Source organism: Caulobacter sp. Root1472, assembly GCF_001426985.1.
GTDB classification, from domain to species: Bacteria; Pseudomonadota; Alphaproteobacteria; order Caulobacterales; family Caulobacteraceae; genus Caulobacter; species Caulobacter rhizosphaerae.
In genome coordinates, this window is record NZ_LMFX01000023.1 from 195,962 (window position 1) to 218,547 (window position 22,586).

Below are 22,586 nucleotides of genomic sequence, written 5' to 3' on the forward strand. Positions count from 1 at the left end.
GGCGAGCGGACCTAGGCTTCGCCGCGCGAACCACCCGCCCGCTGGAACAGCTGCAGCGTCCGCAGCATGGCCAGGGCGGCGCTGTCGGCATGATGGCCGCTGGGGGCGACGAAGGCGTGGCCGGCGTCGTACAGCCAGACCGGCAGGTCGGGATGGGCGGCAGTGATCCGCTCGACGTCGCTCATCGGGATCAGCGGGTCGGTGCGGCCGAAATGCAGGATGGTCGGGACCTTGGGCTGTTCGTCGGCATAGCCGGCGATGTCGCCGCCATAGAAGCAGGACACCGCCGTCAGGCCGGTGCAACGGGCCGAGGCCAGCCATGCGGTGGTGCCGCCGAAGCAGAAGCCCATGGCGAAGACCTTGCCGGCGTCCGACAGCCGGTCGATCGCCGCCTGGACCCGAGGCAGGGCCGCCGCGCCCCAGCCGCTGGCCTGGCCCAGGGCCATGCGGGCGTCCAGGCTGGGCGGGTCGAGGTCGGCGGCCGGGAAGGGGGCGTCGGCGTCGTCCAGGAGGCTGGGGGCGATCACCTCGTAGCCCTGCTCGGCCAGGGTGTCGGAGAGCTGGCGGATGTGCGGGGTGACGCCCCAGATGGCGTGCAGGATCACCAGCCCGCCGCGCCGGGCCTCGCCGGGCGGGGCGTGATAGGCGGCGACGGCCGAGCCGTCGGCCGCCGCCAGGGTGACGCGGCCGGTCTCAGCCACGCTTCTTGTCGGCCAGGGTGCAGGCCACGCCGGCCGCCTTGGCCTCGTCGCAGGTCAGCGACGAGAGCGGCGCGGTCGAGCCCGGCGCCGGGGCGTCGACGATGTAGCCGCCGCCGCCTTTGCAGGCGATCTCATAGCGCCGGATCGGCGGATCGCCGCCGCCGCCAAGGAACGTGCCGTCGGCCACGGTGCAGGCGGACGAGGCCTTGGCGGCCAGCGGCTTGAGCCCGGCGACGGGGGCGGCGTTGCCTGGCAGCGAACAGACCATGCCCTTGGGCCAGGCCTTGCCGGCGGCCAGGGCTCCGGTGTCCAGCGCCAGGCAGTCGTTCAGCTGCGGCTTGCCGTCGGGACCCTGGCTGATGATCCAGCCTAGCGCGTCCTTGCAGACGATCTCGTATTCCGGCCTGCTGCTAGGGCGGGTCGAGAGCGGGGCGGCGTCGATCACCTCGCACGGCGCGTGCAACTCGGCGGCGACCTTGGCGGCGGCCCTGACCACCATCGGATTGCCGGATTCGCGCGGTGTCAGCCGAGCGGTCGGCCGGTTGACCGAGCTGTACTCCCTCATGTTGTACTGCTCGGTGCCGTAGAGCCGCGTCGGCGGCGGCGGCGGCTGCCCCGTCTGGGCCTGCGCCGAGCCCGCGACCGCCGCCAGGGCGGCGGCCAGGATGAACAGGTGACCGAGCTTCTTCATGGGACCCCCAAGGTCTTTGTCTAGGCTCAAGGTTGTATCGAGCCTGGCCGCTCCGCAAGCCCTAAGCCGCGCCGTTCGCCTGGAAGAGCGCCAGCGTCCGCTTCCGCGCCAGCCTGGCGTCCTCCGGGTCGGAGTCGGGACGGCCGTCGTTGTTGAAGCCGTGGCCGCTGTTCTCGTAGACGTGGACCGTCACCTCGGGATGGGTCTCGGCCAGCCTGGCCTTCACCGCATCGGCGGGGATGTGGGGGTCCTTGCGGCCCAGGTGCACGATCAACGGGGCGTTCAGCGGCAGGTCGGCGTTGGCCGCGATCATGCTGCCGTAATAGGCCGAACCCGCCGCCAGGCTCTTCAGCTTGCCGGCCGCCAGCCAGACCAGCGAGCCGCCCAGGCAGTAGCCGACCGCGAACACCGGCCCGAGCGGCGCCAGGTGGTCGATGCAGGCCTGGATGTCCGACAGCATCTTGGCCGTGCCGATGGCGTTCACGTGGGCGACGCCGGTCTGGAAGTCCTCGGGCGCGCGGCCCGCCACGTAGCCCGGCACGGCGCGGTCGAAGATCGACGGCGCCAGCACCTCGAAGCCCAGGGCAGACCAGCGGGCGACGTCCGCCTGGACGTATGGGTCGAGCCCGAAGATCTCCTGCACCACCACGATCCCGCCCTTGCGCTCGCCCTCGGGCTGGGCGTGGAGGGCGGTAAATTCGAAGCCGTCGAGGCCGGAGGTCAGGGTGACGGTGTCGGTCATGGAAGCTCCCGAGAGATGGCGCGGATCGGACGTCTTTCGCGTCGTAGCGTCAAGCCGTCCATCAGGGTCAGGCGGACGGGGCGAACAGGTGCGGCGCGGCCCGGTGAATGAACAGCTTCAGGCTGGTTGGAGAAAGATCGATGCCGTCGATGGGGATATCGACATAACGGTGCTGCTCGTCGGAGGCGACGATCTCAAGCGCCGAGGACGACGTCAGGACCAACCGCAGCCGTGGTGGCGTTCGGTGGAAGGCGGGCTCCAGGCGCGCGGACTGGATCTGCGACCAGGCGACGTGCCGCAGCTCCTTTTGGCCCGCCTCGCGCCAGCCCAGGCGCTCGGCCGAGATCACCAGGCGCGGCCCGCGATAGGCCAGGCGGCCCGCTCCCGCGACGACCAGCAAGGCCGCGAACACCGCGAAGGTGATCAGGCGCTGGCGCGGACCCATATAGTCCACGCTGGCGGCGACGCCCGCGAGTCCAACGCCGCCGAGCAGAAGTGGAATGACGACCTCGGCCGGCGAGGTGCGAACCTCAATCGTCTCGAACCGGCTGGGCGCCGTGCTCAAGGCAAGATCCTGACCGCCGCGCCGTCGCGGGTCAGTCGCCAGACCTCGTCCATCTCGGTGTCGCTCACCGCGATACAGCCGTCGGTCCAGTCATGCCCCCGGTAGAGCGCCGCTATCTCGCCGCGTCCGTTGGGCAGGCCGTGGATCATGATGTCGCCGCCAGGATCGACACCGGCCGCACGGGCCCGGGCGACCTGGGCGGGCGTCGGATAGCCGATCCTCAGCGACAGATGATAGGCGCTGCGAGCGTTGCGATCGGTGATGCGATAGTCGCCCTCGGGCGTGCGCCGGTCACCCTCGCGAACCTTCGGCGCCAGGCCGCCACGGCCTAGCGAGATGCGATAGGTCGCCAGCTTCCGCTCGCCCGCGAACAGGCTCATCCGGTGGACGGCCTTTTCGATCACAATGCGATCGGCGATCGCCGCACCGGCGATGGGTGGTCGAGCTCGCGCTTCACAGCCGCCGCACGCCAGGGCCAGCAGCGCCGCCGCCGCCATGACGGCTCGGAGCCAGTCGCCAGGGCGGCGGCTCATGTCTCTAGACGTTGAACCGGAAATGCATCACGTCGCCGTCCTTGACGACGTAGTCCTTGCCCTCGGCCCGCATCTTGCCGGCCTCCTTGGCGCCGGCCTCGCCGCCCAGCTTGACGAAGTCGTCGAAAGCGATGGTCTCGGCGCGGATGTAGCCCTTCTCGAAGTCGGTGTGGATCACGCCGGCCGCCTGCGGGCCGGTGTCGCCGACATGGATGGTCCAGGCGCGGGCTTCCTTGGGGCCGACCGTGAAATAGGTCTGCAGGCCCAGCAGGCTGTAGGCCTCGCGGATCAAGCGGTTCAGGCCCGGCTCCTCCAGGCCCAGGGTCTCCAGGAATTCGGCTCTTTCTTCAGCTTCAAGCAGCGCGATCTCGCTCTCGATCTGGGCCGAGATGACCACGGCCTTGGCGTTGTCGCGGGCGGCGCGCTCGGCCACCAGGTCGCTGTACTTGTTGCCCTTGTCGGCGCTGGCTTCCTCGACGTTGCAGACATAGAGGGCCGGCAGCGAGGTCAGCAGCTGCAGCATGTGCCAGGCCTTCTCGTCTTCCTTGTCCACGACCGCGGCGCGGGCCGGGCGGCCCTCGCGCAGCTGGGCCAGGGCCAGGTTGATCAGGCGCAGGGTGTTGGCGGCCTCCTTGTCGCCGCCCGACTTGGCCTTCTTCTCGATGGCCGGCAGGCGCTTTTCCAGGCTCTCCAGGTCGGCCAGCATCAGCTCCATCTCGATGATCTCGAGGTCGCTGAGCGGGTCGATGCGGCCCTCGACGTGGGTGATGTCGTCGTCCTCGAAGCAGCGGGCCACGAAGGCCACGGCGTCGCAGTCGCGGATGTTGGCCAGGAACTGGTTGCCCAGGCCCTCGCCCTTCGACGCGCCGCGCACCAGGCCGGCGATGTCGACGAAGGTGATCCGGGCTGGGATGATCTCCTTGGAGCCGGCGATCTTGGCCAGGGCGTCCAGGCGCGGCTCGGGCACGGCCACGTCGCCGGTGTTGGGCTCGATCGTGCAGAACGGATAGTTGGCCGCCTGGGCCGCCGCCGTCTGGGTCAGGGCGTTGAACAGGGTGGACTTGCCGACGTTGGGCAGGCCGACGATGGCGACTTTAAGGGCCATGGAACTCTCGGTGAATTTCGTTGGCGCGCGCTTAGCATGGATCGCGGGGGAAGTCCTGTCGGACATCGGCCGTGCGGCGGACGCTCGCCCCCTACGGACCGCTTCGCGGTCGTCTTCCCCCAAAGGGGGAAGAGCACTTGGCGCGAAGGCTCCGCCCCCTCTGGGGGCGGACAGACCGCGAAGGTTCGTCCCCGATGCCCCGAGGGCAGCACCCCCGCTGGGGACACGCCGCAAGGGCGTGTCCCCGACGTGCGCGTGAGCCCTATTTCCGGTCGTCGACCACGCGGGTGACGGGACGGTCATCGCCGGCCGACAGCTCGTCGCGCCATTGGCCGCGCTCGTCCTCGTAGGAGATGCCGGTGTCCTCGCCGGCCACCCGCTGCTCGCCGGCCGCGCGCTGGGCGGCGTGCAGGGCCGCGTCGTGGGTGCGGAAGGTCTCGGAGAACACCTCGCCCACCTTGTAGGCCCAGCCGCCGTCGTGCTCGACGATGGTGTAGGTGATGTCGGTCATGGGACGGCTCCGTTCGGTTTGGCTCAAGGAAACTGCGCCTCGAAGGCCACGGTTCCAAGCCGGAAGTCTTGAAAGGAGCGGTCGTGCCGCTACGCCTTCGGAAACAGCCAGGTCAGGCCGCGGGTGAACGCCACCGGAAACGTCGTCTCGTGGAAGGTGTCGTCCATGATCTCGTCGCGGACCTTCAGGCCCGGATAGCCCCGCCCCCGCAACGCCCTGGCGAAGGCCTGCTGGTCGGCGACCATGTCCTCGGCGTCGCCGCCGGGACGCGGTCGTTCCAGCGCGCCGGTCGCCAGGTAGATGCGCGCCTTCAGATCCTTGTGGCCGGCGGCGTAGGCGGCTTCGGCCTTGAACATCTCGCGATGGCCATACCAGAGCGACGGGCTGGTCAGGACGTAGCTGTCGAACAGCTCAGGCTCGGTCACCGCCACCCAGGCGCCGAACAGCCCGCCATAGGATTGGCCCGCCAGCGTCCGGCGTCGCGGATCGGCCCGATAGCGGCTCTCCACGAACGGCAGGACCTGTCCCTTGATGAAGACCAGGTAGTCGGCGGCCCCGCCGCTGGCGGAAGCCAGGCTGGCGTCCTTCCACGGCGTCATGTCGCGGCGGCGGCTGACCATGCCATTGTCGCCCTGGGCGTAGGAAATCCCCACCAGGATCGCCTGTTCCAGACGTCCAAACCTGAAGGGCAGGTCGGTGACGCCCGAGGCGACCTGGAAGGCGTAGGGGCCATCGTTCAGATAGATCACCGGCCATTTTCGGCCGGCGTTCTCTGGCGCGTCGTAGCCGAACGGCGTCTTGACGTAGATCTGGTAGACGCGGCCCTGGGCCGAGGCCGGCAGGGTGTGGACCTTGCTGCCGGGCACGGCGAACTCGGCGGCGTCCGTCTGGAAGACGGCGACGGGCGAGGCCGGCTTGGCCTGTTCGGCCGCCCGGGCGTCGGCCGCGGGCTTGCAGCCGGCGAGAACCAGCAGCGCCGAGGCGCTGGCCAGCAGGGCGAAGAGCGGTCGCCGGGCCGAACGCGGGAACACCAATCGCCTCTTAAGCCACCTTCACCCGCGCCGCGCTCTCCGGCAGGTCGGTGCCGAACGCCCGCTGGAAGAACTCGGCCACGGTGGGCCGTTCCAGCTCATCGCACTTGTTCAGGAAGGTCAGGCGGAACGCCAGGCCGATGTCCTTGTCGAAGATCTCGGCGTTCTGGGCCCAGGTGATCACCGTGCGCGGGCTCATGACGGTCGAGATGTCGCCGTTCATGAAGGCGTTGCGGGTCATGTCGGCGACGCGGACCATGGCGGCCAGGGTGCGCTTGCCTTCCGGGGTGTCGTAGCCGGGGTTCTTGGCCAGGACGATGCCGGCCTCGACGTCGTGGTCGAGGTAGTTCAGCGTCGTGACGATGCTCCAGCGGTCCATCTGACCCTGGTTGATCTGCTGGGTGCCGTGATAGAGCCCGGTCGTGTCGCCCAGGCCGATGGTGTTGGTCGTCGAGAATAGCCGGAAATACGGGTTGGCGCGGATCACCCGGTTCTGGTCCAGCAGGGTCAGCTTGCCGCCGGCCTCCAGCACGCGCTGGATGACGAACATCACGTCCGGCCGCCCGGCGTCGTACTCGTCGAACACCAGGGCGATCGGGCGCTGCAGGGCCCACGGAAGAATGCCTTCGCGGAACTCGGTGACCTGCTTGCCGTCCTTCAGGACGATGGCGTCCTTGCCGACCAGGTCGATGCGGCTGACATGGCTGTCGAGGTTCACCCGCACCAGAGGCCAGTTCAGCCGGGCGGCGATCTGCTCGATGTGGGTCGACTTGCCGGTGCCGTGATAGCCCTGGACCATCACCCGGCGGTCGTTGGCGAAGCCGGCGCAGATAGCCTTGGTCGTCTGCGGGTCGAATTTGTAGGCGCCGTCGATCTCGGGCACGTGGGCGTCGCGATGGCTGAAGGCCGGGACCTTCATGTCGCTGTCGACGCCGAACGCGTCGCGAAGCGTGACCCACTTGTCGGGGGCCTGGGTGATCAGGGGATCGGCGGCGTGGCTGTCGGTCAGGTCGGGCATGATGTCTCCCGCTTACCGCTTTGACGTGGGGGAGGGGAAGGGCGAAGGCCAGCCCCGCGTGGAAAAAACGCCATGCCAGAGCACGACGCCCCGGGCGGCTGGGGCCGTCCGGGGCGCGATGAGGCCTTCGGGGAGGGGAAGGGCCTAGTTGTTGGCGATGATCACCGAGGCGATCAGGCCGGTGGCCACGGCGGCCAGGATGTAGTTGTTATCCACGCGCTGCCAGCGATAGCCGCGGGGCGGGGCGCGCAGGCCGTGGCGGCGCCAGTCGCTGACATAGTAGCGGTTGTCGCGATAGCGGGCGTCCAGGCGCTGGCCGCGTTCCCAGCGACGATAGTCGCGGCGCTCGTGGGCGGCTTCCCGGCGGCTGTGGCCGTAGTCGCGGCGGTCATGGCGATCGTAGCGGTCGTCGTGGCGCTGGTCGTAGCGGCCGCGGTCGTGGTCGTCATAGCGTTGTCCGGCGGCCATGGCCGTGCCCGACAGGGCCGTGCCGGCCAGCAGGGTGGCGGCCAGGGTGGTGATGATCAGACGCTTCATAACGAGGTCCTTTCCTGTTGGTGGCGGTCCGACACCGCCGAACCTCTTTCGATAGTCCGACACTAGCGAATGGGGTTTGGACCGGACATGAACGGCGCTGGTCAGGAATGGTTCATCGTGTTTCCGAGTGGAAACATTTCGCCCGACCTTGAGAATACTGGACGGTGCGAAACCGACCTTTGCGCGTTGTCTCATTCATGAGGCGCTTTTCCTTCTTTCAACCTCGCCGCGATTTGCCGCGACTGCTGACCGCGGCGCGAAACGAGCTGGGTGCGGTGGCGGCCCTGCTGGTGTTGGCCGGCGGCGCGCTGGCTTTCCTGGAGCTGTCCGACGACGTGGCCGAGGGCGACACGACCGCCTTCGACCTGGCCGTGCTCAAGGCGCTGCGGCTGCCCGGCGACCCCAACAGCCTGATCGGGCCGAAATGGCTGCACGTTGCGGCGGCCGACGTCACCGCGCTCGGCTCGATCACCGTGCTGGGCCTGGTGGTGGTCCTGGCCCTGGCCCTGATGCTGAGCCTGCGGCGCTGGAGCGAGGCCCTGGTGGTGCTGGTCGGGGCCGGCGGCGGGGTGGCGATCAGCCAGGGCCTCAAGCAGCTGTTCGGGCGCGAGCGGCCGGAGCTGGTCTATCGCGCGGTCGAGGCGGCCAATCCCAGCTTCCCGTCCGGCCACGCCATGCTGTCGGCCGTGGTGTTCCTGACCCTGGGCGCCCTGGCGGCCCGGTTCGCGCCGCGCCGACGGGTCAAGGCCCTGGCCCTGGGCGCGGCGGTCCTGCTGAGCCTGCTGGTCGGGGCGTCGCGGATCTATCTGGGCGTCCACTGGACCAGCGACGTCCTGGCCGGCTGGAGCCTGGGCGCGGCCTGGGCCATGGCCTGCTGGGTGGCGGCCTGGGCGTGGGAGCGGCGGTTTCCCAAATCTCCACTCATCCCGGCGAAGGCCGGGACCCAAGCCGACCTTCAGAACGAGAACGACTCGCCCAAATGATCGAGCAGATCGACCCAGCCTGGGTTCATCTCCTCGATCAGGCGGATCTTCCAGGCGCGCCGCCATTCCTTGATGCGACGTTCGCGCCGGAAGGCGTCGATGCGATTTTCGTGCTGCTCGACCCAGACCAGCCGGGTCACGCCATACTCCTGGGTAAAACAGGGATTTTCCATGGCGCGGTGCTCGGCCACGCGCCGCCAGATGTTGTCTGTCGAGCCTGTATACAGCGTGCCGTAGGGCTTGCTGGCCATGATGTAGGTGACGAAAGCCAAGACCCCGCTCCGCTCCCAGGCCCCAGCTTGGGTCTCGGCCTTCGTCGGGATGAGTGGAACATTATGGGAACTTGGGGTTGAGTCCAGCCCCTACTTCGCCAGGCCCGACTTCTGCAGCGTCTTGTACGCCTTGATCACCCGCTGGAGCTTGTGCTCGGCGCTGCGGTCGCCGCCGTTCATGTCGGGGTGGCAGCGCTTGAGCAGGTCCTTGTACTTGGCGCGGATCGCCGCGCCGTCGGCGTCGGCCTCCAGGTCCAGGTCCGCCAGGGCCTGGCGCTCCAGCTTGCCCAGGGCTCGGCCGGCGGCGGCCGATTCGGCCTTGCGCTGCTGGGCGCGGAACAGGCCGAACGGGTCGTTCAGGTGGCGGGCGTCGCGAGCGGCGGCGGCGGCGGCCTCGCGCGAATTGGCGTCGGCCTTCATCGACCAGGTCGGACGGCCCCCGGTCATCTTCTCCTTTTCCTGCGCGGCGCGGATCTGGCCCTCGCTCATGCCGGCGTAGAAGTTCCAGTTCTTGTTGTACTCGGCCGCGTGGCGCTGGCAGAAATTGTAGTAGACGCCCGGCATGTCGCGCGACTTGGGCGCCTTGGCCGTGGCGGCCGAGCGGCACTCGGGGTGGTCGCAGCGCACCTCGCCCGGTTTCAGGGCGTAGACGTCGTTCTCCCGAGCCGCCTCCTCCGGCGATTTCGGGGGGCGGACACGGATGTCGAAAAACTTGGGGCGATATTCGAAGTCGGCGCTCATGGCGCTTAGAGTAAGCCGACGCTATTTCCGTTCAAGGATTGACAAGCAAGGAACCGTCATGGGCGCTATCGCCGACGCCATCGTCGCCAAGCTGACCGCCGCCTTTTCGCCCACCCGGCTGGAGGTCGTCGACGACAGCGACCGCCATCACGGCCATGCCGGACATCGCGAGGGCGGGGAGAGCCACTTCAACCTGCTGATCGAGGCCGAGGCCTTTGCGGGCAAGGCCCGGGTGGCCCGTCAGCGGCTGATCTTCCAGGCCCTGGCCGAGGAGATGGCGGGGCCGGTGCACGCCCTGTCGATCGTCGCCAAGGCTCCGGGCGAGGCGTGATCCGACGCGCGAAAACGGGCTTGCCAGGGCGGCCCGCGACTGATTGCCTCTCCGCCCGGCGCGACCCCGCAACGACGCGGAATCCGCCGGCGACGAGGCCGGCATGAGCGCAACCGAGACATCTCCCACCATCCCGATCTTCCTGGACGAGGACAGCGAGGCCGCCCTGGCCGCCGCCTTGCCGGCCCTGCTGGCGCGGTCCTACGCCCGCTACTCGAACTTCACGGTCGCCGCCGCGGTGATCGACGCCGACGGCCGCGCCCACCTGGGGGTCAATGTCGAGAACGCCGCCTATCCGTCGGGCACCTGCGCCGAGCAGACGGCGATCGGGGCGATGGTCACGGCCGGCGGGCGCGGCATCGCCAGGGTGCTGATCGCCGCCGGCTCCAACGGCGTGGTCCAGCCCTGCGGCGCCTGCCGCCAGCGCATCGCCGAATTCGCCACCGACGCCTGCGAGATCGTCTCGGTCCAGGACGGCAAGGCCACTCGCCGCACGCCGTTCTGGAGCCTGCTGCCCGACTCGTTCGGCCCGCGGGACCTAGCGTAGGGCGCACGAAAAAGGGGCGGCCCGCAGGCCGCCCCTTTCGTTCGGAGATCACGCCCGAGGGGCGATCACAGGCCGCCGGGGCCGCAATCGCTTTTGAGGTACTTCTCGATCTCGAGCAGCTGGGTTTCCAGCATCTCCGGGGTCATGAAGGTGTACTGGTGCCCCATGTCCTTGATCTCGAGGTACTTGTAGGTCTTGCCGGCCGCCTTGAGGGCGCCCACGAAGCGGCGGGATTCCTCGACCTCGACCGTCTGGTCGCGATCGCCGTGATAGACGAAGATCGGGATCGAGACGTTCTTGGCGTTGGGCAGGGGGTCCAGGCCGTCGATGGTCGGCCGCTGATATTCGCGCAGGAACCGGTCGTTGTAGGTCTCGCCCTGGAAACGCTTGATCTCGGCCACGCCGGCTCCGGCGATCGAACACTGGTAGAGGCCGTTGGGGCGAATGGCGGCGGCGAAGGCCGCGTAGCCGCCATACGAATAGCCGAACAGGGCGATGCGGTCCGGCGCAGCCAGCTTCTGGTCGATCAGGTACTTGGCCGCGTCGTCGTTGTCGTCCTGCATGGCCATGCCCCACTGGGCGTCGCCCGCCCGGGCCAGCCTGGAGCCCCAGCCCTCTGACCCGCGGAACTGCGGCTGGATCACCACATAGCCGCGCGCGGTGAAATACTTGGTCCAGCCGGAAGGATCCCAGTCCAGCTCGTCGCGAGCCGAGGGGCCGCCGTGCGGCAGGACGATGGCCGGGTAGGGGCCCGGGCCGTAGACGTCCTTGGGCGGGGTGTGCAGGAAGGCGGGGATCATCAGGCCGTCGCGGGCGGCGTACTGCACCAGCCGCGACTCGCCCAGGACGGCGGGATTGATCTGCGGGCGCGACTTGCCCAGCAAGGTCAGCTTGCCGCCGTCGGTCAGCAGGTAATATTCCGGCGGCAGGTTCGGGCCGGACTTGCGGACCAGGATGTACTTCTTGTCCTTGGACCAATCGGTGATCTGGACGCCGGCGCCGTCCGGATAGCTGAACTTGGCCGGGGGGGCGCCGCCGGCCGGGTCGGTCCATTGCAGGGTGGTGGTCTTGATCCCCAGGGCGGCGGGCAGGCTTTTGGCGGCGGCCGCCAGGACCGGATCCACCCAATAGTCGCGGCCGGTCTCGGCGCCGTAGCTGAAGCCCAGCACCTTGCCGTCGTCGTCGAGGATCGGCCCGCCGGCCTCGAACAGTTTGATCTCGAAGGCCGGCTCGGTGATCTTCCGCTGCTGGACGTCGTACTCGTAGATCCCGGTCTTGTCGGCGCCGTTCTGGCGAACCCTGACATAGACGATGTTGGGATCGTCGCTGAAGCCGACCACCGTGGTCAGGTTGCGGTCCTTGGCGTAGGAACGGAAATGTTCCGACCATTCGCCGGTCTTCGGGTCGCGGATCTGCTGGGCGACATAGACCTTGCCGTTGTCGAAATCGACCTTCTGGCGGGCGCGCAGCTCGCCGGTGTGGTCTGGCTCCAGCCCGCCGAACCGTTCCGAGCCGCGGGTCACGCGATCGGCGCCGCCGTCGTAGAGATCGACCTTGTAGACGTCGCCCGCGCCGTTGGCGCCGGTGTTGAGCACCAGGATGTGCTTGGGGTCGTTGGGCAGCCGGCTCAGGATCGACGGGTTGCTGATGGCCTGCATCAGCTCCTCGTAGTCGCTCTTGCCCCGGTTCTCCGGCAGGGCCGAGGTCCATTTCGAGCCCTGCAGGTCGGTGATGTAGACCTTCTGCAGGTGGGCCTTGGTGGACCCGAAGGTCCACAACTGCTGGGCAACGACCGCCAGTCGGTCGTCCTTGACGAAATTCACCGCCATCAGCTGCATCTTGGAGGCGCCCAGGATGGTCGGCGCCTTGTCGGGATTGGCGGTTTCCCAGATGGCGATGACCTTGGTCACCCCGTCCTGCGAAACCAGGCCGGCGATGTGCTTGCCGTCTGGCGAGATGCTGACGTCGTCGACCTGGGCGTTGCGGGCGAAGTCATGGGCGGTCGGCGCCGTGGCCGGAGCCTGGGCCAGCGCGGGAGCGGTCGTCAAGGCCAAGGCGACGCTGGCGCACAATCCAAGATTGCGTAAGAGCATTTTTGCTTCGAATCCCCGCGTTGGATAAACATTGCTATTTGTAAGAGCGAACTTACTACGCGTCGGCCCCACTCCCGACACGGTCGACGACGAGTTCAAGGCGCCCGACAGCGCAGCCTAGCCGGTTTGGAGCTGACTCCAACCCGTCATAGGTGTTCAAGGCGCTGGTGAAAGCGGCGCCGTGGTCCCTTAGTGGCGATACTGTGACCAGATTGTAACGCCGGTCGCCATAAGTTTTCCAAACAGCTTCTTATCATTGAGCCGGCCTTCGAAGGTGAATAGCGTTCGCTGCAATCGGGGGCGGCGCAATTTTTTGATCGTCCCCTAGCGCGCTTAAAAGGCAGGGGACCTTATGCTCGACCGTAAGCTATTGCTCACCACTTCAATCCTGGCGGGTGTCGTCGCCTTGGCTGTCGCGCCCGTGAGCGCCCTGGCCCAGGACGCCGCCTCGACCGCCAAGGCCCCGCCGGCCGACACTGAAGTCGAAGCGCTCGTCGTGACCGGTTCGCGCATCAAGCGCACCGAATACACCAGCGCTTCGCCGATCCAGGTGATCACTTCCGAACAGTCCACCCTGCAAGGCTTGGCCGACACCGGCGACATCCTGCAGCGGTCGTCGGCGGCCAGCGGGTCGGCCCAGTCGAACAACCTGCTGACCGGCTACGTCGTCACGGGCGGCGAGAACGTCAGCACCATTTCGCTGCGCGGCCTGGGCGCCAACCGCACCCTGGTGCTGCTGAACGGCCGCCGCCTGGCGCCGGCCGGCCAGGGCGGCACGGTCGGTCCCGTCGACCTGAACGTCCTGCCATCGTCGATCATCGACCGCACCGAAATCCTCAAGGATGGCGCCTCGTCGATCTACGGCTCGGACGCCGTCGCCGGCGTCGTCAACATCATGACCAAGAAGGACTTCGACGGCGTTGAGCTGAACGCTTACGGCTCGGTCCCGACGCGCGGCGAAGGCGAGATCTACCGTCTATCGGGCACCGCCGGTAAGGTGTTCGACAAGGGCTACGTCAACCTCAGCGTCGATTACAACGAGCAGAAGGCCCTGAAGGTCAAGGATCGCAAGTATACCTCCTGCGCCGAAGATTATGTCTTCGATGCCGACACGGGCGATCGGGTCGATTATCTGGACTCGAAGACCGGAAAATATAAGTGCTTCAATGCCATCAACAACAGCTTCCAGGCGGCTTACAATTTCGGCGGCATCTTCCAGTGGGATCCGACCCTCGCCAATGCTCCTAATGGCGGCTATCCGACGGCGGCTCTAGGACTCCGCGGCGCTCTGCCGAATTACGTGCGTGCGGCGCGGGCCGGCCAGCCGGCGACCTATTCCTACGCCAACTATGATAACGCCGCCTACCAGAACTCCGATGCGATCTCGCCAATCAAGCGCGGCACGATCTATGTGACCGGCAGCTACGACGTTACCCCGAACGTCGAGGCCTACGGCGAACTGCTGCTGAACCGCCGCAAGTCGTCGGGCACGAGCATTATGTACCTGTTCGAGACGGTGTCGGAAAATAACCCGAACAACAGCGTGGCCGATGGCTTGCGCGCCGCCGCCACGGCTCTCGGCCTCCCGGTCGGCCCGAAAATCCCGCGTGGCATGCGCACGGAGGACGACCCCCCTCCGGCGGGCGATGCGATCCCGCTGATTCTGCTGCCGCACTTCCAGCGTGAAACGATCGACTACGGTCGCTTCGTCGGCGGCCTGAAGGGCACGATCAACGGCGGCGGCTTCCTAAACAACTGGGACTGGGACGTCTACGGCCAGTACGGCAAGTCCGACGCCAAATACACCAGCGACTTCATCTACGCCGACCGCGTCTACGCCACCACCGGCGACAGCGGTCTGGGTTGCGAGCAGGCCGCCATCACCATCTCTGGTGGCAACTGCATGGACATCGACTACTTCAGCCAGAACATGCTGGCCGGCAACCTCACCCCGGCCCAGAAGGCGTTCCTGATCGGTCAGGAAACCGGCTCGACCAAGTACACGCAGTACTCGTTCGAAGGTTCGATCAGCGGCGACCTGTTCACCCTGCCGGCCGGCCCTGTGGGCGCGGCGTTCGGCGTGACCTATCGCAAGGACAAGCTGGACGACACCCCCGGCTACAACGCCCAGAACGCCAACTACTGGGGCTACAGCACCGCAGGCCGCACGAAGGGTAGCGACGACGTCAAGGAAGTCTACGGCGAACTGGCCATCCCGGTCTTAAAGGACCTGCCGATGGTCGAAAAGCTGGATCTGAGCCTGTCCGGCCGTTACACCGACTACAAGAGCTACGGTTCGGACCAGACCTACAAGCTCGGCCTGAACTGGCAGCTGTCGTCGGCCTTCCGCGTCCGCTCGTCGTACGGCACCTCGTTCCGCGCCCCGGCGCTGTACGAACTGTACCTGGCCGACCAGACCTCGTTCTTCAACGGCCGCGATCCCTGCGAGAAGTGGGAGGAGTCGAGCAACGCTCGTATCCAGACCAATTGCGCCGCCGTTGGCGTTCCGCAAGGCTACGTCTCCCCCTCGACGCCCCTGGTCAGCACCGGCGGCGGCATCGGACGACTGGAGGCGGAAACTTCCAAGGCCAAGACCTTCGGCGTGATCTGGACCCCCAGCTTCATGGACCTGAGCCTGGCGCTGGACTACTTCGACATCACCGTGAACAACGAGGTGGCGGCGTTCGGGTCCCAGAACATCCTGAACGCGTGCTACGGCGGGACCACCTTCCCGAACGACTTCTGCACCCTGTTCACGCGCGACGCCGCCAGCCACGACATCACGATCATCAACGACAACTATCTGAACGTCGCCAGCCAGAAGAACCGCGGCCTGGACTTCAACGCCCGCTACCAGCACGAATTCACCGCTGGCAAGCTGACGGTGGACGGTCAGTTCACCTGGCAGTTCAAGGACGTGACCAACCTGCTGGAAGGCGGCGAGCCTGACGATCACAACGGCGAAACCACCGAGCCGGACTTCACCGGCGTGATCAACGCGCGCTTCGATCACGACGACTGGACCGTGAACTGGGCCGTCGACATGTACGGCAAGGCTTCGGACACCGAACTGATCGACGGCGGCGATATCCACGCCAGCACCAAGTACGGCCGCAACCTGTACTACAAGCAGTACACCGAGTTCACGGCCTACCACTCGCTGACCGTGCGCAAGAAGTTCGACAAGCTGACCCTGCAGGCCGGCGTGCTGAACCTCTTCGACGAACTGCCGCCGGCCCAGTCGTCGGGCCAGTTCCGCATCGGGACCTCGGCCCTGAACGCCTATGACCTGCGCGGTCGTCGGGTGATGTTCGAAGTCACCAAGCGCTGGTAGCGTCCAAGACTGATGTCGCCGGTCCGCCGGCGACATCAGTCAAGGCGATCCTCCAGGCAAAAAGAAGAGCGGCGGGATGTGTCCCGCCGCTCTTTTTGTTTGGATCTTGTCGCTGAAGGCGTTCGGGCGCTCAGACGCTCTGCGCCGCCAAGCCTTCCAGGACCTTGCGCAGGTCGGCTTCGCGGAACGGCTTCTGCAGCACGGTCGCGCCCTTGTGGCCTTCCGACAGGCCGGCCTCGCCGTAGCCGCTGGCGAAGGCGAACGGCACGCCGCGCGCCTTCAGGGCGTCGGCGACGGGGAAGATCGGGCGGCCGCCCAGGTTGACGTCCAGCAGGGCGGCGTCGATGTCGGCCTCGCCGGCCAGGCGCAGCGCCTCGTCCAGCTCGGCCGCGGGACCGACGACCACGCAGCCGAGGTCGCTGAGCATGTCCTCCACCAACATGGAGACCAGCGCCTCGTCTTCGACGACCAAGACCTTAAGGGCGGCGAGGGTCTTCATGGTTCAGGGCTCCAGAGCACGGATCGGCAACCGCATGGTGCATACGAGGCCTAGGCTATCATAGGCCAGTGCGACTTGTGCGGACAGTTCTCCCGCCAGACCCTTTTCCAGCAGGCGCGCGCCGAACCCGTGCCGACGGGGCGCCACGACCGGCGGGCCGCCGTGCTCGGTCCAGGTCAGGCGCAGGTGCGGCCCGGACTCCGGTCCGCTCGATTCCGGCCCGCCCGGCTCGGCCCCCCAGGCCACTCGGACTCCGCCGCCGGGAACCGACAGCGCGCCGTATTTCAGGGCGTTGGTCGTCAGTTCATGGATCGCCATGCCCAGAGCCACCGTCGCCTTGGGGCTCAGCTGGACGTCGCGGGCGTAGTCGAAGGCGATGCGATCGCGGGCGGCGAAGGCCTCCAGCTCGAAATCGAAGATCTCGCGCAGGCTGGCGCCTTGCCAGTTCTGCTGGGTCAGCAGGTCGTGGGTGTGCGACAGGGCCATGATCCGCCCCTCGAAGGCGTCGCGGAACGCCTCGGGCGTGTCGGTAGTGCGCAGGGTCTGGCTGGCGATCGACTGCACCGAGACCAGGGTGTTCTTCACGCGGTGGTTCAGCTCGTTGACCAGCAGCTTCTGCCGCTCCTCGGCGCGCTTGCGCTCGGTGACGTCCAGCGACACGCCCGCCATCCGCCGGGCGCCGCCGTGATCGGCGGTCTGGGCGGCCCGTCCCCGGGCGTGCACCCAGCGGACCTCTCCGCCCGGCGTGCAGACCCGGTACTCGATGTCGTAGTCGGCCCCGTGGCGGATGGCGTCCTCGATGGCGGCGATCATCCGTGGACGGTCGTCGGGATGCACCGAGGCGACCAGGTCGGCGAACCCGAAGTCGTCGCCGGGGGCGCGGCCGTAATTGGCCTTGCAGATATCCGAGGCCAGATAGGCGCGGGTCTCGACGTCCAGCTCCCACGAGCCCAGGCGGCCGGCGTCCAGGGCGAACTTCAGGCGCTCTTCGGCGTCGCGACGCTGGGCCAGCTCGGCATGGGCGGCCTCGTGGGTCCGCACGGACTCGATCGCCACCGCCGCCTGTCCGGCCAGGCCGACCACCAGGCTCTCGGCGCGCGGCCCGAAGCGCCCCGCCTGCGGATGGCCGAAGAACAGTCCGCCCAGCACGACCCCGGCGCGGGTGACCACCGGCACGGCCAGGTAGCTGCGGACGGGCAGGTGGCCTTCGGGCATGCCGTGATGGGGCGGGTCGCGGCCGTAGCGCGGGTCGCGGGTGATGTCGTCCGACCGCACCACGCCCTGGCCCTTGAAGGTGGGGGCGAAGACGGCGGTGCTGCGCGGCGTCGGAAAGGCTTCGAAGGCCGAGCGCGGCGCGCCCGACAGGCTGTAGAGCATGAAGCTCTCGCCGGCCTGGTCCGTGATCTTGTAGAAGAACGCGCCGAACTGGGCGCCGGTCAGCTCGACCCCGCCGTCGACCACCGTCTGGACCAGGGTCTCGGCGTCATGGCCGGCTCCGATGGCCTCGGCGATGCGGTTGAGGGCGCGCGAGCGGCGCACCTCTTCGGCCAGGGCCTCTTCGGCCGCGGCGAGGCGTGCGACAAGGTCCTCGCCCTCGTCCTCCTCGGCGCGACTGGTCGCCTTGGCCAAGCTGTTCACCCCCACTCGCCCCGGTGCTCGTTTTCTCGAGCGCGATCACAAACGCATCGCCACAGTGATGGTTCCGCAGGACGCCATAGTGCGCTGGGAACCGCCCGCCCTCAACCCGCCCGTGCGGCAAATCATCGGGCAGATCGGCGAAAATCAGGCCGTTGAGTCGAGTATGCGACGCAAGGCGCTCAGCGGACGCTCTCGTCCAGCCGTCCGCTGATCCGCAGGCCGGTGATCTGGTTGCGCTGGCGGCGCAGCACCTGGAAGCGGTGGTGGTGGAAGATGAAGATCTGGCCGGGCTCGGGAATGGTCTGGGCCTCGTGGATCACCAGGCCGGCGATGGTCACCGCCTCGCCTTCCGGCAGGCGCCAGTCCATGGCCCGGTTGAGGTCGCGCACGGTGACGTGGCCGTCGACGTGCACCGAGCCGTCCGCCTGCGGACGAAGGCCCTCGACCTTGGTGTCGTGCTCGTCCTCGATCTCGCCCACGATCTCCTCGAGGATGTCCTCCAGAGTCACCAGCCCCTGCAGCGCCCCGTACTCGTCGACCACCAGGGCGAAGTGGCTGCGCCGCTTGAGGAAGGCGTTCAGCTGGTCCTTCAGGTTGGTGGTGTCGGGGATGAACCACGGCTCGCGCTGAATCGAGGCCACGTCTATGTCGTCGATCGCGCCGTTGGCGGCGGCCAGGGCCCGCAGCAGGTCGCGGGCGTGCAGCACGCCGACGATGTTGTCGGCGTTGTCGCGATAGAGGGGGATGCGGGTGTGCTGGGCCTCCAGCGCCTCGGCCACCAGCTCGCGGATCGGCAGGTCGGCGTCGATCAGGGTGATCGACTTGCGGTGGACCATGATCTCCGAGACGTCCATGTCCGACAGGTCCAGCACCCCGCCCAGCATCCGCCGGTCGCCGCTTTCGACCCCGCCTTCGGAGTGGTGGTACTCGACCGCGCCGCGGATCTCCTCGTGGGCGGCCAGGACGTCGACCTCCATGGTCAGCTTGACGCCGAACAGTCGCAGCGTACGGCGCACCACCCACTGGATGGCGTAGATGATCGGTCCGAACAGGCGCACCACCAGCAGGGTGGGCCCCGACAGGAAGCGGGCCACGTCGTCAGACTTCAGGATCGCCAGGGTCTTGGGCAGAACCTCGGCGAACACCAGGACCAGCACGGTCATCGCCCCGGTCGCCGCCGCCACGCCCCACGGGCCCGGGATGGCGGCGGTCAGCACCTGGGTCGTCAGGGCCGAGGCCAGGATGTTGATCAGGTTGTTGCCCAGCAGCACCGCCCCGATCATCGTCTCCTGGTCGGCCAGCAGCGTGTTGACCCGCTTGGCCGGTCGGTCGCCCTCGCGTTCCAGCTGGTGCATGCGGGCCCGCGAGGCGGCGGTCAGCGAGGTCTCGGCGGCCGAGAACAGCGCCGACAGGGCCAGCAGGACGATAACGATCGGCGCGAGGCCGAGGATGGCGGTCAGGATCATGGAAGGGTTGTACGCCGGGCCGGCGGCGAGGGGGAGATGGCATGGGGCGGCGGGCCCGATGCGGATCGACCTTGCAAGGCCGCGCGTGGTCCTCGTCCTTCGACAAGCTCAGGATGAGGACCATTTACAGGCCCCGGCAGCAGGAAAACCTCATCCTGAGCTCGTCGAAGGACGAGGTTTTCGCCCGCGGCGCTGAAGGTCGATCCGCTGGTGCGCGGCCTCCGGCGTGAAACCTTCCCCGCCTGGGCGACGCCGCCCTGCGCCAGGGCTTTGATCACAGGTCGAGGCCATTTTGTGGATATGTCGACCATTTGGTGAGATTACTCCAGATTTAAGCAATATCTTTGTGGATTTACGAGAAAAATGTCACATAGCCATGTCATGGCCTCCCCCGATTTCATTCGCAGGAGGGGCCATTGCACCGGATCATCGACACAGGCGCCGCGTCCAGGCGCGCGGGCCGGGCTGGAACGCGCAGACGCGCGCTGATGGCCGGGGCCATGGCGACGGCGGCCTTCATGGCGGGCCAGGCTTGGGCGGCCGAGCCGACAACCGAACCCGCGGCCGACGCCGGCGACCCCACGACCGTCGACTCCCTGGTCATCGTCGCCAAGCGCAACGACGCGGCCAAGGCCCAGATGAACGCCCTGACGCCGGTGGCGATCCTGTCGGCCGAGGATCTGGAGCACACCGCGGTCCACAACGTCGCCGAGGCCCTGGGCATGATGCCCAGCGTCAATGTGATGAACACCGGCTCGTCGTTCTTCGGCGGCATCGACGGCGCCTCGCGCGGCGAGGGCATGTTCGTGTCGATCCGCGGCCTGAACGCCGAGTTCAACGTCAACATGATCAACGGCGTGACCGTCGCCCAGGGCATGCCCTACAGCCGCCAGGTCCAGCTGAGCCTGCTGCCGCCGTCCGGCCTGCACACCATCCTGCTGAACAAGACCTCGACCGCCGACATGGACGGCGACGCGATCGGCGGCACGGTCGATTTCCGCACGCCCTCGGCCTTTGACTACCACGACGACGTCCAGGGCTCGATCACGGTCTCGGGCCGGGTCGAGAGCCGCGCCCGCGACTATGGCGACAAGGGCCTGGGCGGCGGCCTGTCGGGCGAATGGGCCCGGAAGTTCGGGGCCGACCAGACCTTCGGCGTCTATGCCAGCGCCTTCTACGACAAGCGCAACTACGCCAACAGCGAGATGGCCGGCGTCATGGCCGCCCGCAACGACGGCGGCTGGGGCTTCCTGGTCAAGGACAAGGATGGGAACAGCTATCCCGGCCTGGATCCGGAGCAGAACATCACCCAGACCGGCGCCAACTTCGGGGTCTCCAACGGCTACACCGCCCGCTGGGGCGGCAACTTCACCGCCGACTGGCGCCCGGACGACACGCTGGACGTCTATCTGCGCGGCTCCTACGCCTACGCCAAGACCCAGCAGAACTCGACGCTCAGCCAGTATGTGAGCGCCGCCAAGAGCTACAAGGAGGCCGTCCCCGGCTCTGGGCGCTACGCCCTCAGCGTCGACGCGATCTCGACCCGGGTCTGGTACGAGACCAACCCCGAGAAGGCCGACCTGGGCACGCTGCAGTTCGGCGGCGACAAGACCCTGGGCGCCTGGACCCTGTCGCCGCAGCTGTTCTACAGCGAGGGCGACAACGACCGGCCCAACCATATCGAGGCCTCGGCGCGCATCAACCAGAGCGACCGGTTCAACAACGGCTCCAACCGGCCGCTGGGCGGGCTGTCGATGAGCTATACCGACGACCTGCCCCGGCCGCTGCTCACCCCAGACATCTACAACGACCTGAACAACGCCGGCTCCGCCTTGCTGGCGCGCCGCGCCGGCCAGCTGACAGAGCAGTACAGCGGCCAGCAAAAGTACGGCTTCAAGTTCGACGCCAAGCGGGTCTTCGAGGACGGCGCGCTGCAGTGGGTGAAGCTGGGCGGCAAATATGTCGACAGCCACCGCCGGGTCACCAACCGCGACTGGACCAACGACCACTTCGCCAACCTGATCGGCCAGGGCGGCCTGACCTGGGACAGCCTGGGCCTGACCACCGGCTATTACGACCACATCTATCCGGGCGAGTATGGCTGGCGGGTGCCGAAGGTCAGCCAGGACAAGCTGTTCGAGTACTTCAACAAGTACAAGACCGACGCCAGCTTCGACACCTGCGGCTCGAACGCGGTCAACAACTTCAACTGCAACACCCAGAAGGGCGACGAGGCGGTGGCCTCGCTCTACGCCATGGCCGACTACCAGTTCGGCGATGTCGAGGTCATCCCGGGCCTGCGCTACGAGCACACCAAGATCGACAACACCTACTGGGCGATCCCGACCACCAGCGCCGGCCAGCAGACCGGGAACTGGGCCAAGAGCGACACCACCTATGACGAGGTGCTGCCCAGCCTGTTCCTGACCTGGCGGCCCAGCGACGCGGCGGTCTATCGCGGCTCGGTCTGGACCTCCTACACCCGTCCGGCCTTCATCCAGCTGGCCGGCGGCGAGCGCCGCCAGGTCAGCGACGACGGCAATGTCACGATCACCAAGGGCAATCCCGACCTGAAGCCGATCAAGGCGATCAACCTGGATCTGTCGGGCGAGTGGAGCAACACCAAGGGCGGCTACGCGATGGTCGGCGGCTTCTACAAGCACCTGTCGGACTATCTGTACGACAACGGCTCCAGCCCGGTGAACTCCGACACCCTGACCGAGGGCAAGGTCACCACCAACCAGCCCACCAACGGTGGTGACGGCGACGTCTATGGCCTCGAACTTCAGCTGCGACAGAAGTTCTCGGATCTGCCGGGCCTGCTGGGCGGCCTGGGGGCGGGCCTGAACGTCACGCGCCAATGGACCAGCGTCGACCTGGGCGACGGCGTCGACAACCGCATCCAGAACGCGCCGGGCTGGCTGGCCGACGCCCAGCTCTTGTACCAGAAGGGCGGCTTCAGCTTCGACGTGATCTACCACTACACCGGCGCCTATGTGGCCGACTACGATGTGCTGGACCAGGCGGGAGAGTGGGACAACCTGTGGGTTCGGCCCATGCGCAGCGTCGACCTGCATGTCGGCTACGCCTTCGACAACGGCGTGAAGCTGGACCTGTCGGTCGCCAACCTGCTGAAGGACGAAAGCTACTGGTCCCACATCGGCCAGCACAGCCTGGCGCTTTCCGACGTGGTGGACTCGGGCCGGACCAGCCTGCTGACCCTGAAATACGCCTACTGATCCCGCGGA

21 protein-coding genes are annotated in these 22,586 nt (G+C 67.6%); 5 read left to right on the plus strand and 16 right to left on the minus strand.

Annotation, left to right across the window (positions count from 1 at the left end; genetic code table 11):
- Positions 1–11 precede the first annotated feature (11 nt).
- From ASD47_RS15940 to ASD47_RS15985, 10 genes are all read right to left on the minus strand, one after another.
- On the minus strand, positions 12–701 hold the full coding sequence (locus ASD47_RS15940; protein ID WP_056758617.1) for a dienelactone hydrolase family protein: 690 nt from the start codon (positions 699–701) through the stop codon (positions 12–14).
- Complete coding sequence (locus ASD47_RS15945) at positions 694–1,392, minus strand: hypothetical protein (RefSeq protein WP_056758620.1); 699 nt, start codon at positions 1,390–1,392, stop codon at positions 694–696. The genes ASD47_RS15940 and ASD47_RS15945 overlap by 8 nt, the downstream gene beginning before the upstream one ends.
- A gap of 61 nt (positions 1,393–1,453) precedes the next feature.
- On the minus strand, positions 1,454–2,134 hold the full coding sequence (locus ASD47_RS15950; protein WP_056758623.1) for a dienelactone hydrolase family protein: 681 nt from the start codon (positions 2,132–2,134) through the stop codon (positions 1,454–1,456).
- 67 nt (positions 2,135–2,201) lie between these two features.
- The gene (locus ASD47_RS15955) at positions 2,202–2,699 is read right to left on the minus strand and encodes a hypothetical protein (RefSeq protein ID WP_056758626.1); all 498 of its coding nucleotides are present in this window, start codon (positions 2,697–2,699) and stop codon (positions 2,202–2,204) included.
- On the minus strand, positions 2,696–3,232 hold the full coding sequence (locus ASD47_RS15960; protein WP_056758629.1) for a murein L,D-transpeptidase family protein: 537 nt from the start codon (positions 3,230–3,232) through the stop codon (positions 2,696–2,698). The genes ASD47_RS15955 and ASD47_RS15960 overlap by 4 nt, the downstream gene beginning before the upstream one ends.
- A 4-nt stretch (positions 3,233–3,236) precedes the next feature.
- Positions 3,237–4,337: a redox-regulated ATPase YchF gene (ychF, locus tag ASD47_RS15965; RefSeq protein WP_056758631.1), complete on the minus strand. Its 1,101-nt coding sequence runs from the start codon at positions 4,335–4,337 to the stop codon at positions 3,237–3,239.
- A gap of 262 nt (positions 4,338–4,599) precedes the next feature.
- Complete coding sequence (locus ASD47_RS15970; protein ID WP_056758634.1) at positions 4,600–4,848, minus strand: DUF2188 domain-containing protein; 249 nt, start codon at positions 4,846–4,848, stop codon at positions 4,600–4,602.
- 89 nt (positions 4,849–4,937) lie between these two features.
- Complete coding sequence (locus ASD47_RS15975; protein ID WP_162251658.1) at positions 4,938–5,879, minus strand: alpha/beta hydrolase; 942 nt, start codon at positions 5,877–5,879, stop codon at positions 4,938–4,940.
- A gap of 10 nt (positions 5,880–5,889) precedes the next feature.
- Positions 5,890–6,897, minus strand: coding sequence for a cobaltochelatase subunit CobS (gene cobS / locus ASD47_RS15980; RefSeq protein WP_056758640.1), 1,008 nt, complete (start codon positions 6,895–6,897; stop codon positions 5,890–5,892).
- Positions 6,898–7,041: 144 nt separating this feature from the next.
- Positions 7,042–7,434, minus strand: a complete 393-nt coding sequence (locus ASD47_RS15985; RefSeq protein ID WP_056758643.1) for an RcnB family protein — start codon at positions 7,432–7,434, stop codon at positions 7,042–7,044.
- 233 nt (positions 7,435–7,667) lie between these two features.
- Here ASD47_RS15985 and ASD47_RS15990 point away from each other — a divergent pair, with 233 nt between their 5' ends.
- Positions 7,668–8,417 carry a phosphatase PAP2 family protein gene (locus ASD47_RS15990; RefSeq protein ID WP_310033635.1) on the plus strand — a complete coding sequence of 250 codons (750 nt, stop codon included), beginning with the start codon at positions 7,668–7,670 and terminating at the stop codon, positions 8,415–8,417.
- Here ASD47_RS15990 and ASD47_RS15995 read toward each other — a convergent pair.
- Together ASD47_RS15995 and ASD47_RS16000 are read right to left on the minus strand one after the other, a co-directional pair.
- Positions 8,390–8,689 carry a GIY-YIG nuclease family protein gene (locus ASD47_RS15995; RefSeq protein ID WP_156402267.1) on the minus strand — a complete coding sequence of 100 codons (300 nt, stop codon included), beginning with the start codon at positions 8,687–8,689 and terminating at the stop codon, positions 8,390–8,392. The genes ASD47_RS15990 and ASD47_RS15995 overlap by 28 nt on opposite strands.
- Positions 8,690–8,779: 90 nt before the next feature.
- Complete coding sequence (locus ASD47_RS16000) at positions 8,780–9,430, minus strand: J domain-containing protein (protein ID WP_056758647.1); 651 nt, start codon at positions 9,428–9,430, stop codon at positions 8,780–8,782.
- 58 nt (positions 9,431–9,488) lie between these two features.
- Between ASD47_RS16000 and ASD47_RS16005 the strand changes: the two genes are divergently transcribed.
- Both ASD47_RS16005 and cdd read left to right on the plus strand, forming a co-directional pair.
- Positions 9,489–9,761: a BolA family transcriptional regulator gene (locus tag ASD47_RS16005; RefSeq protein ID WP_056758650.1), complete on the plus strand. Its 273-nt coding sequence runs from the start codon at positions 9,489–9,491 to the stop codon at positions 9,759–9,761.
- Positions 9,762–9,864: 103 nt separating this feature from the next.
- Complete coding sequence (gene cdd, locus ASD47_RS16010) at positions 9,865–10,308, plus strand: cytidine deaminase (RefSeq protein ID WP_056758653.1); 444 nt, start codon at positions 9,865–9,867, stop codon at positions 10,306–10,308.
- 65 nt (positions 10,309–10,373) lie between these two features.
- On the opposite strand, the gene ASD47_RS16015 is transcribed toward cdd, so the two are convergent.
- The gene (locus ASD47_RS16015; protein WP_162251659.1) at positions 10,374–12,356 is read right to left on the minus strand and encodes a S9 family peptidase; all 1,983 of its coding nucleotides are present in this window, start codon (positions 12,354–12,356) and stop codon (positions 10,374–10,376) included.
- Positions 12,357–12,753: 397 nt separating this feature from the next.
- Between ASD47_RS16015 and ASD47_RS16020 the strand changes: the two genes are divergently transcribed.
- Entirely contained in the window at positions 12,754–15,735 is a 2,982-nt protein-coding gene (locus ASD47_RS16020; protein WP_082564642.1) for a TonB-dependent siderophore receptor, read from the plus strand.
- A 130-nt stretch (positions 15,736–15,865) separates the two neighbouring features.
- On the opposite strand, the gene ASD47_RS16025 is transcribed toward ASD47_RS16020, so the two are convergent.
- The 3 genes from ASD47_RS16025 to ASD47_RS16035 all read right to left on the minus strand — a co-directional run bounded on the left by ASD47_RS16025 (position 15,866) and on the right by ASD47_RS16035 (position 19,335).
- Positions 15,866–16,234: a response regulator gene (locus ASD47_RS16025; RefSeq protein ID WP_056758662.1), complete on the minus strand. Its 369-nt coding sequence runs from the start codon at positions 16,232–16,234 to the stop codon at positions 15,866–15,868.
- Positions 16,235–16,237: 3 nt separating this feature from the next.
- Positions 16,238–17,872: an HWE histidine kinase domain-containing protein gene (locus tag ASD47_RS16030; RefSeq protein ID WP_235525902.1), complete on the minus strand. Its 1,635-nt coding sequence runs from the start codon at positions 17,870–17,872 to the stop codon at positions 16,238–16,240.
- Between the two features lie 179 nt (positions 17,873–18,051).
- Entirely contained in the window at positions 18,052–19,335 is a 1,284-nt protein-coding gene (locus ASD47_RS16035) for an HlyC/CorC family transporter (protein ID WP_156402288.1), read from the minus strand.
- 491 nt (positions 19,336–19,826) lie between these two features.
- On the opposite strand from ASD47_RS16035, the gene ASD47_RS16040 reads away from it, so the two are divergent.
- Positions 19,827–22,577: a TonB-dependent receptor gene (locus ASD47_RS16040; protein ID WP_056758670.1), complete on the plus strand. Its 2,751-nt coding sequence runs from the start codon at positions 19,827–19,829 to the stop codon at positions 22,575–22,577.
- Positions 22,578–22,586 lie beyond the last annotated feature (9 nt).

What these genes read in the sequence shown, in the direction of transcription:
- cobS (WP_056758640.1), bottom strand. Translation starts at nt 6,897, where the DNA reads ATGCCCGACCTGACCGACAGCCACGCCGCCGATCCCCTGATCACCCAG.
- ASD47_RS15970 (WP_056758634.1), bottom strand. Translation starts at nt 4,848, where the DNA reads ATGACCGACATCACCTACACCATCGTCGAGCACGACGGCGGCTGGGCC.
- ASD47_RS16005 (WP_056758650.1), top strand. Translation starts at nt 9,489, where the DNA reads ATGGGCGCTATCGCCGACGCCATCGTCGCCAAGCTGACCGCCGCCTTT.
- ychF (WP_056758631.1), bottom strand. Translation starts at nt 4,337, where the DNA reads ATGGCCCTTAAAGTCGCCATCGTCGGCCTGCCCAACGTCGGCAAGTCC.
- ASD47_RS15945 (WP_056758620.1), bottom strand. Translation starts at nt 1,392, where the DNA reads ATGAAGAAGCTCGGTCACCTGTTCATCCTGGCCGCCGCCCTGGCGGCG.
- ASD47_RS16025 (WP_056758662.1), bottom strand. Translation starts at nt 16,234, where the DNA reads ATGAAGACCCTCGCCGCCCTTAAGGTCTTGGTCGTCGAAGACGAGGCG.
- ASD47_RS16000 (WP_056758647.1), bottom strand. Translation starts at nt 9,430, where the DNA reads ATGAGCGCCGACTTCGAATATCGCCCCAAGTTTTTCGACATCCGTGTC.
- ASD47_RS16040 (WP_056758670.1), top strand. Translation starts at nt 19,827, where the DNA reads ATGGCCGGGGCCATGGCGACGGCGGCCTTCATGGCGGGCCAGGCTTGG.
- ASD47_RS16020 (WP_082564642.1), top strand. Translation starts at nt 12,754, where the DNA reads ATGCTCGACCGTAAGCTATTGCTCACCACTTCAATCCTGGCGGGTGTC.
- ASD47_RS15960 (WP_056758629.1), bottom strand. Translation starts at nt 3,232, where the DNA reads ATGAGCCGCCGCCCTGGCGACTGGCTCCGAGCCGTCATGGCGGCGGCG.
- cdd (WP_056758653.1), top strand. Translation starts at nt 9,865, where the DNA reads ATGAGCGCAACCGAGACATCTCCCACCATCCCGATCTTCCTGGACGAG.
- ASD47_RS15985 (WP_056758643.1), bottom strand. Translation starts at nt 7,434, where the DNA reads ATGAAGCGTCTGATCATCACCACCCTGGCCGCCACCCTGCTGGCCGGC.
- ASD47_RS15950 (WP_056758623.1), bottom strand. Translation starts at nt 2,134, where the DNA reads ATGACCGACACCGTCACCCTGACCTCCGGCCTCGACGGCTTCGAATTT.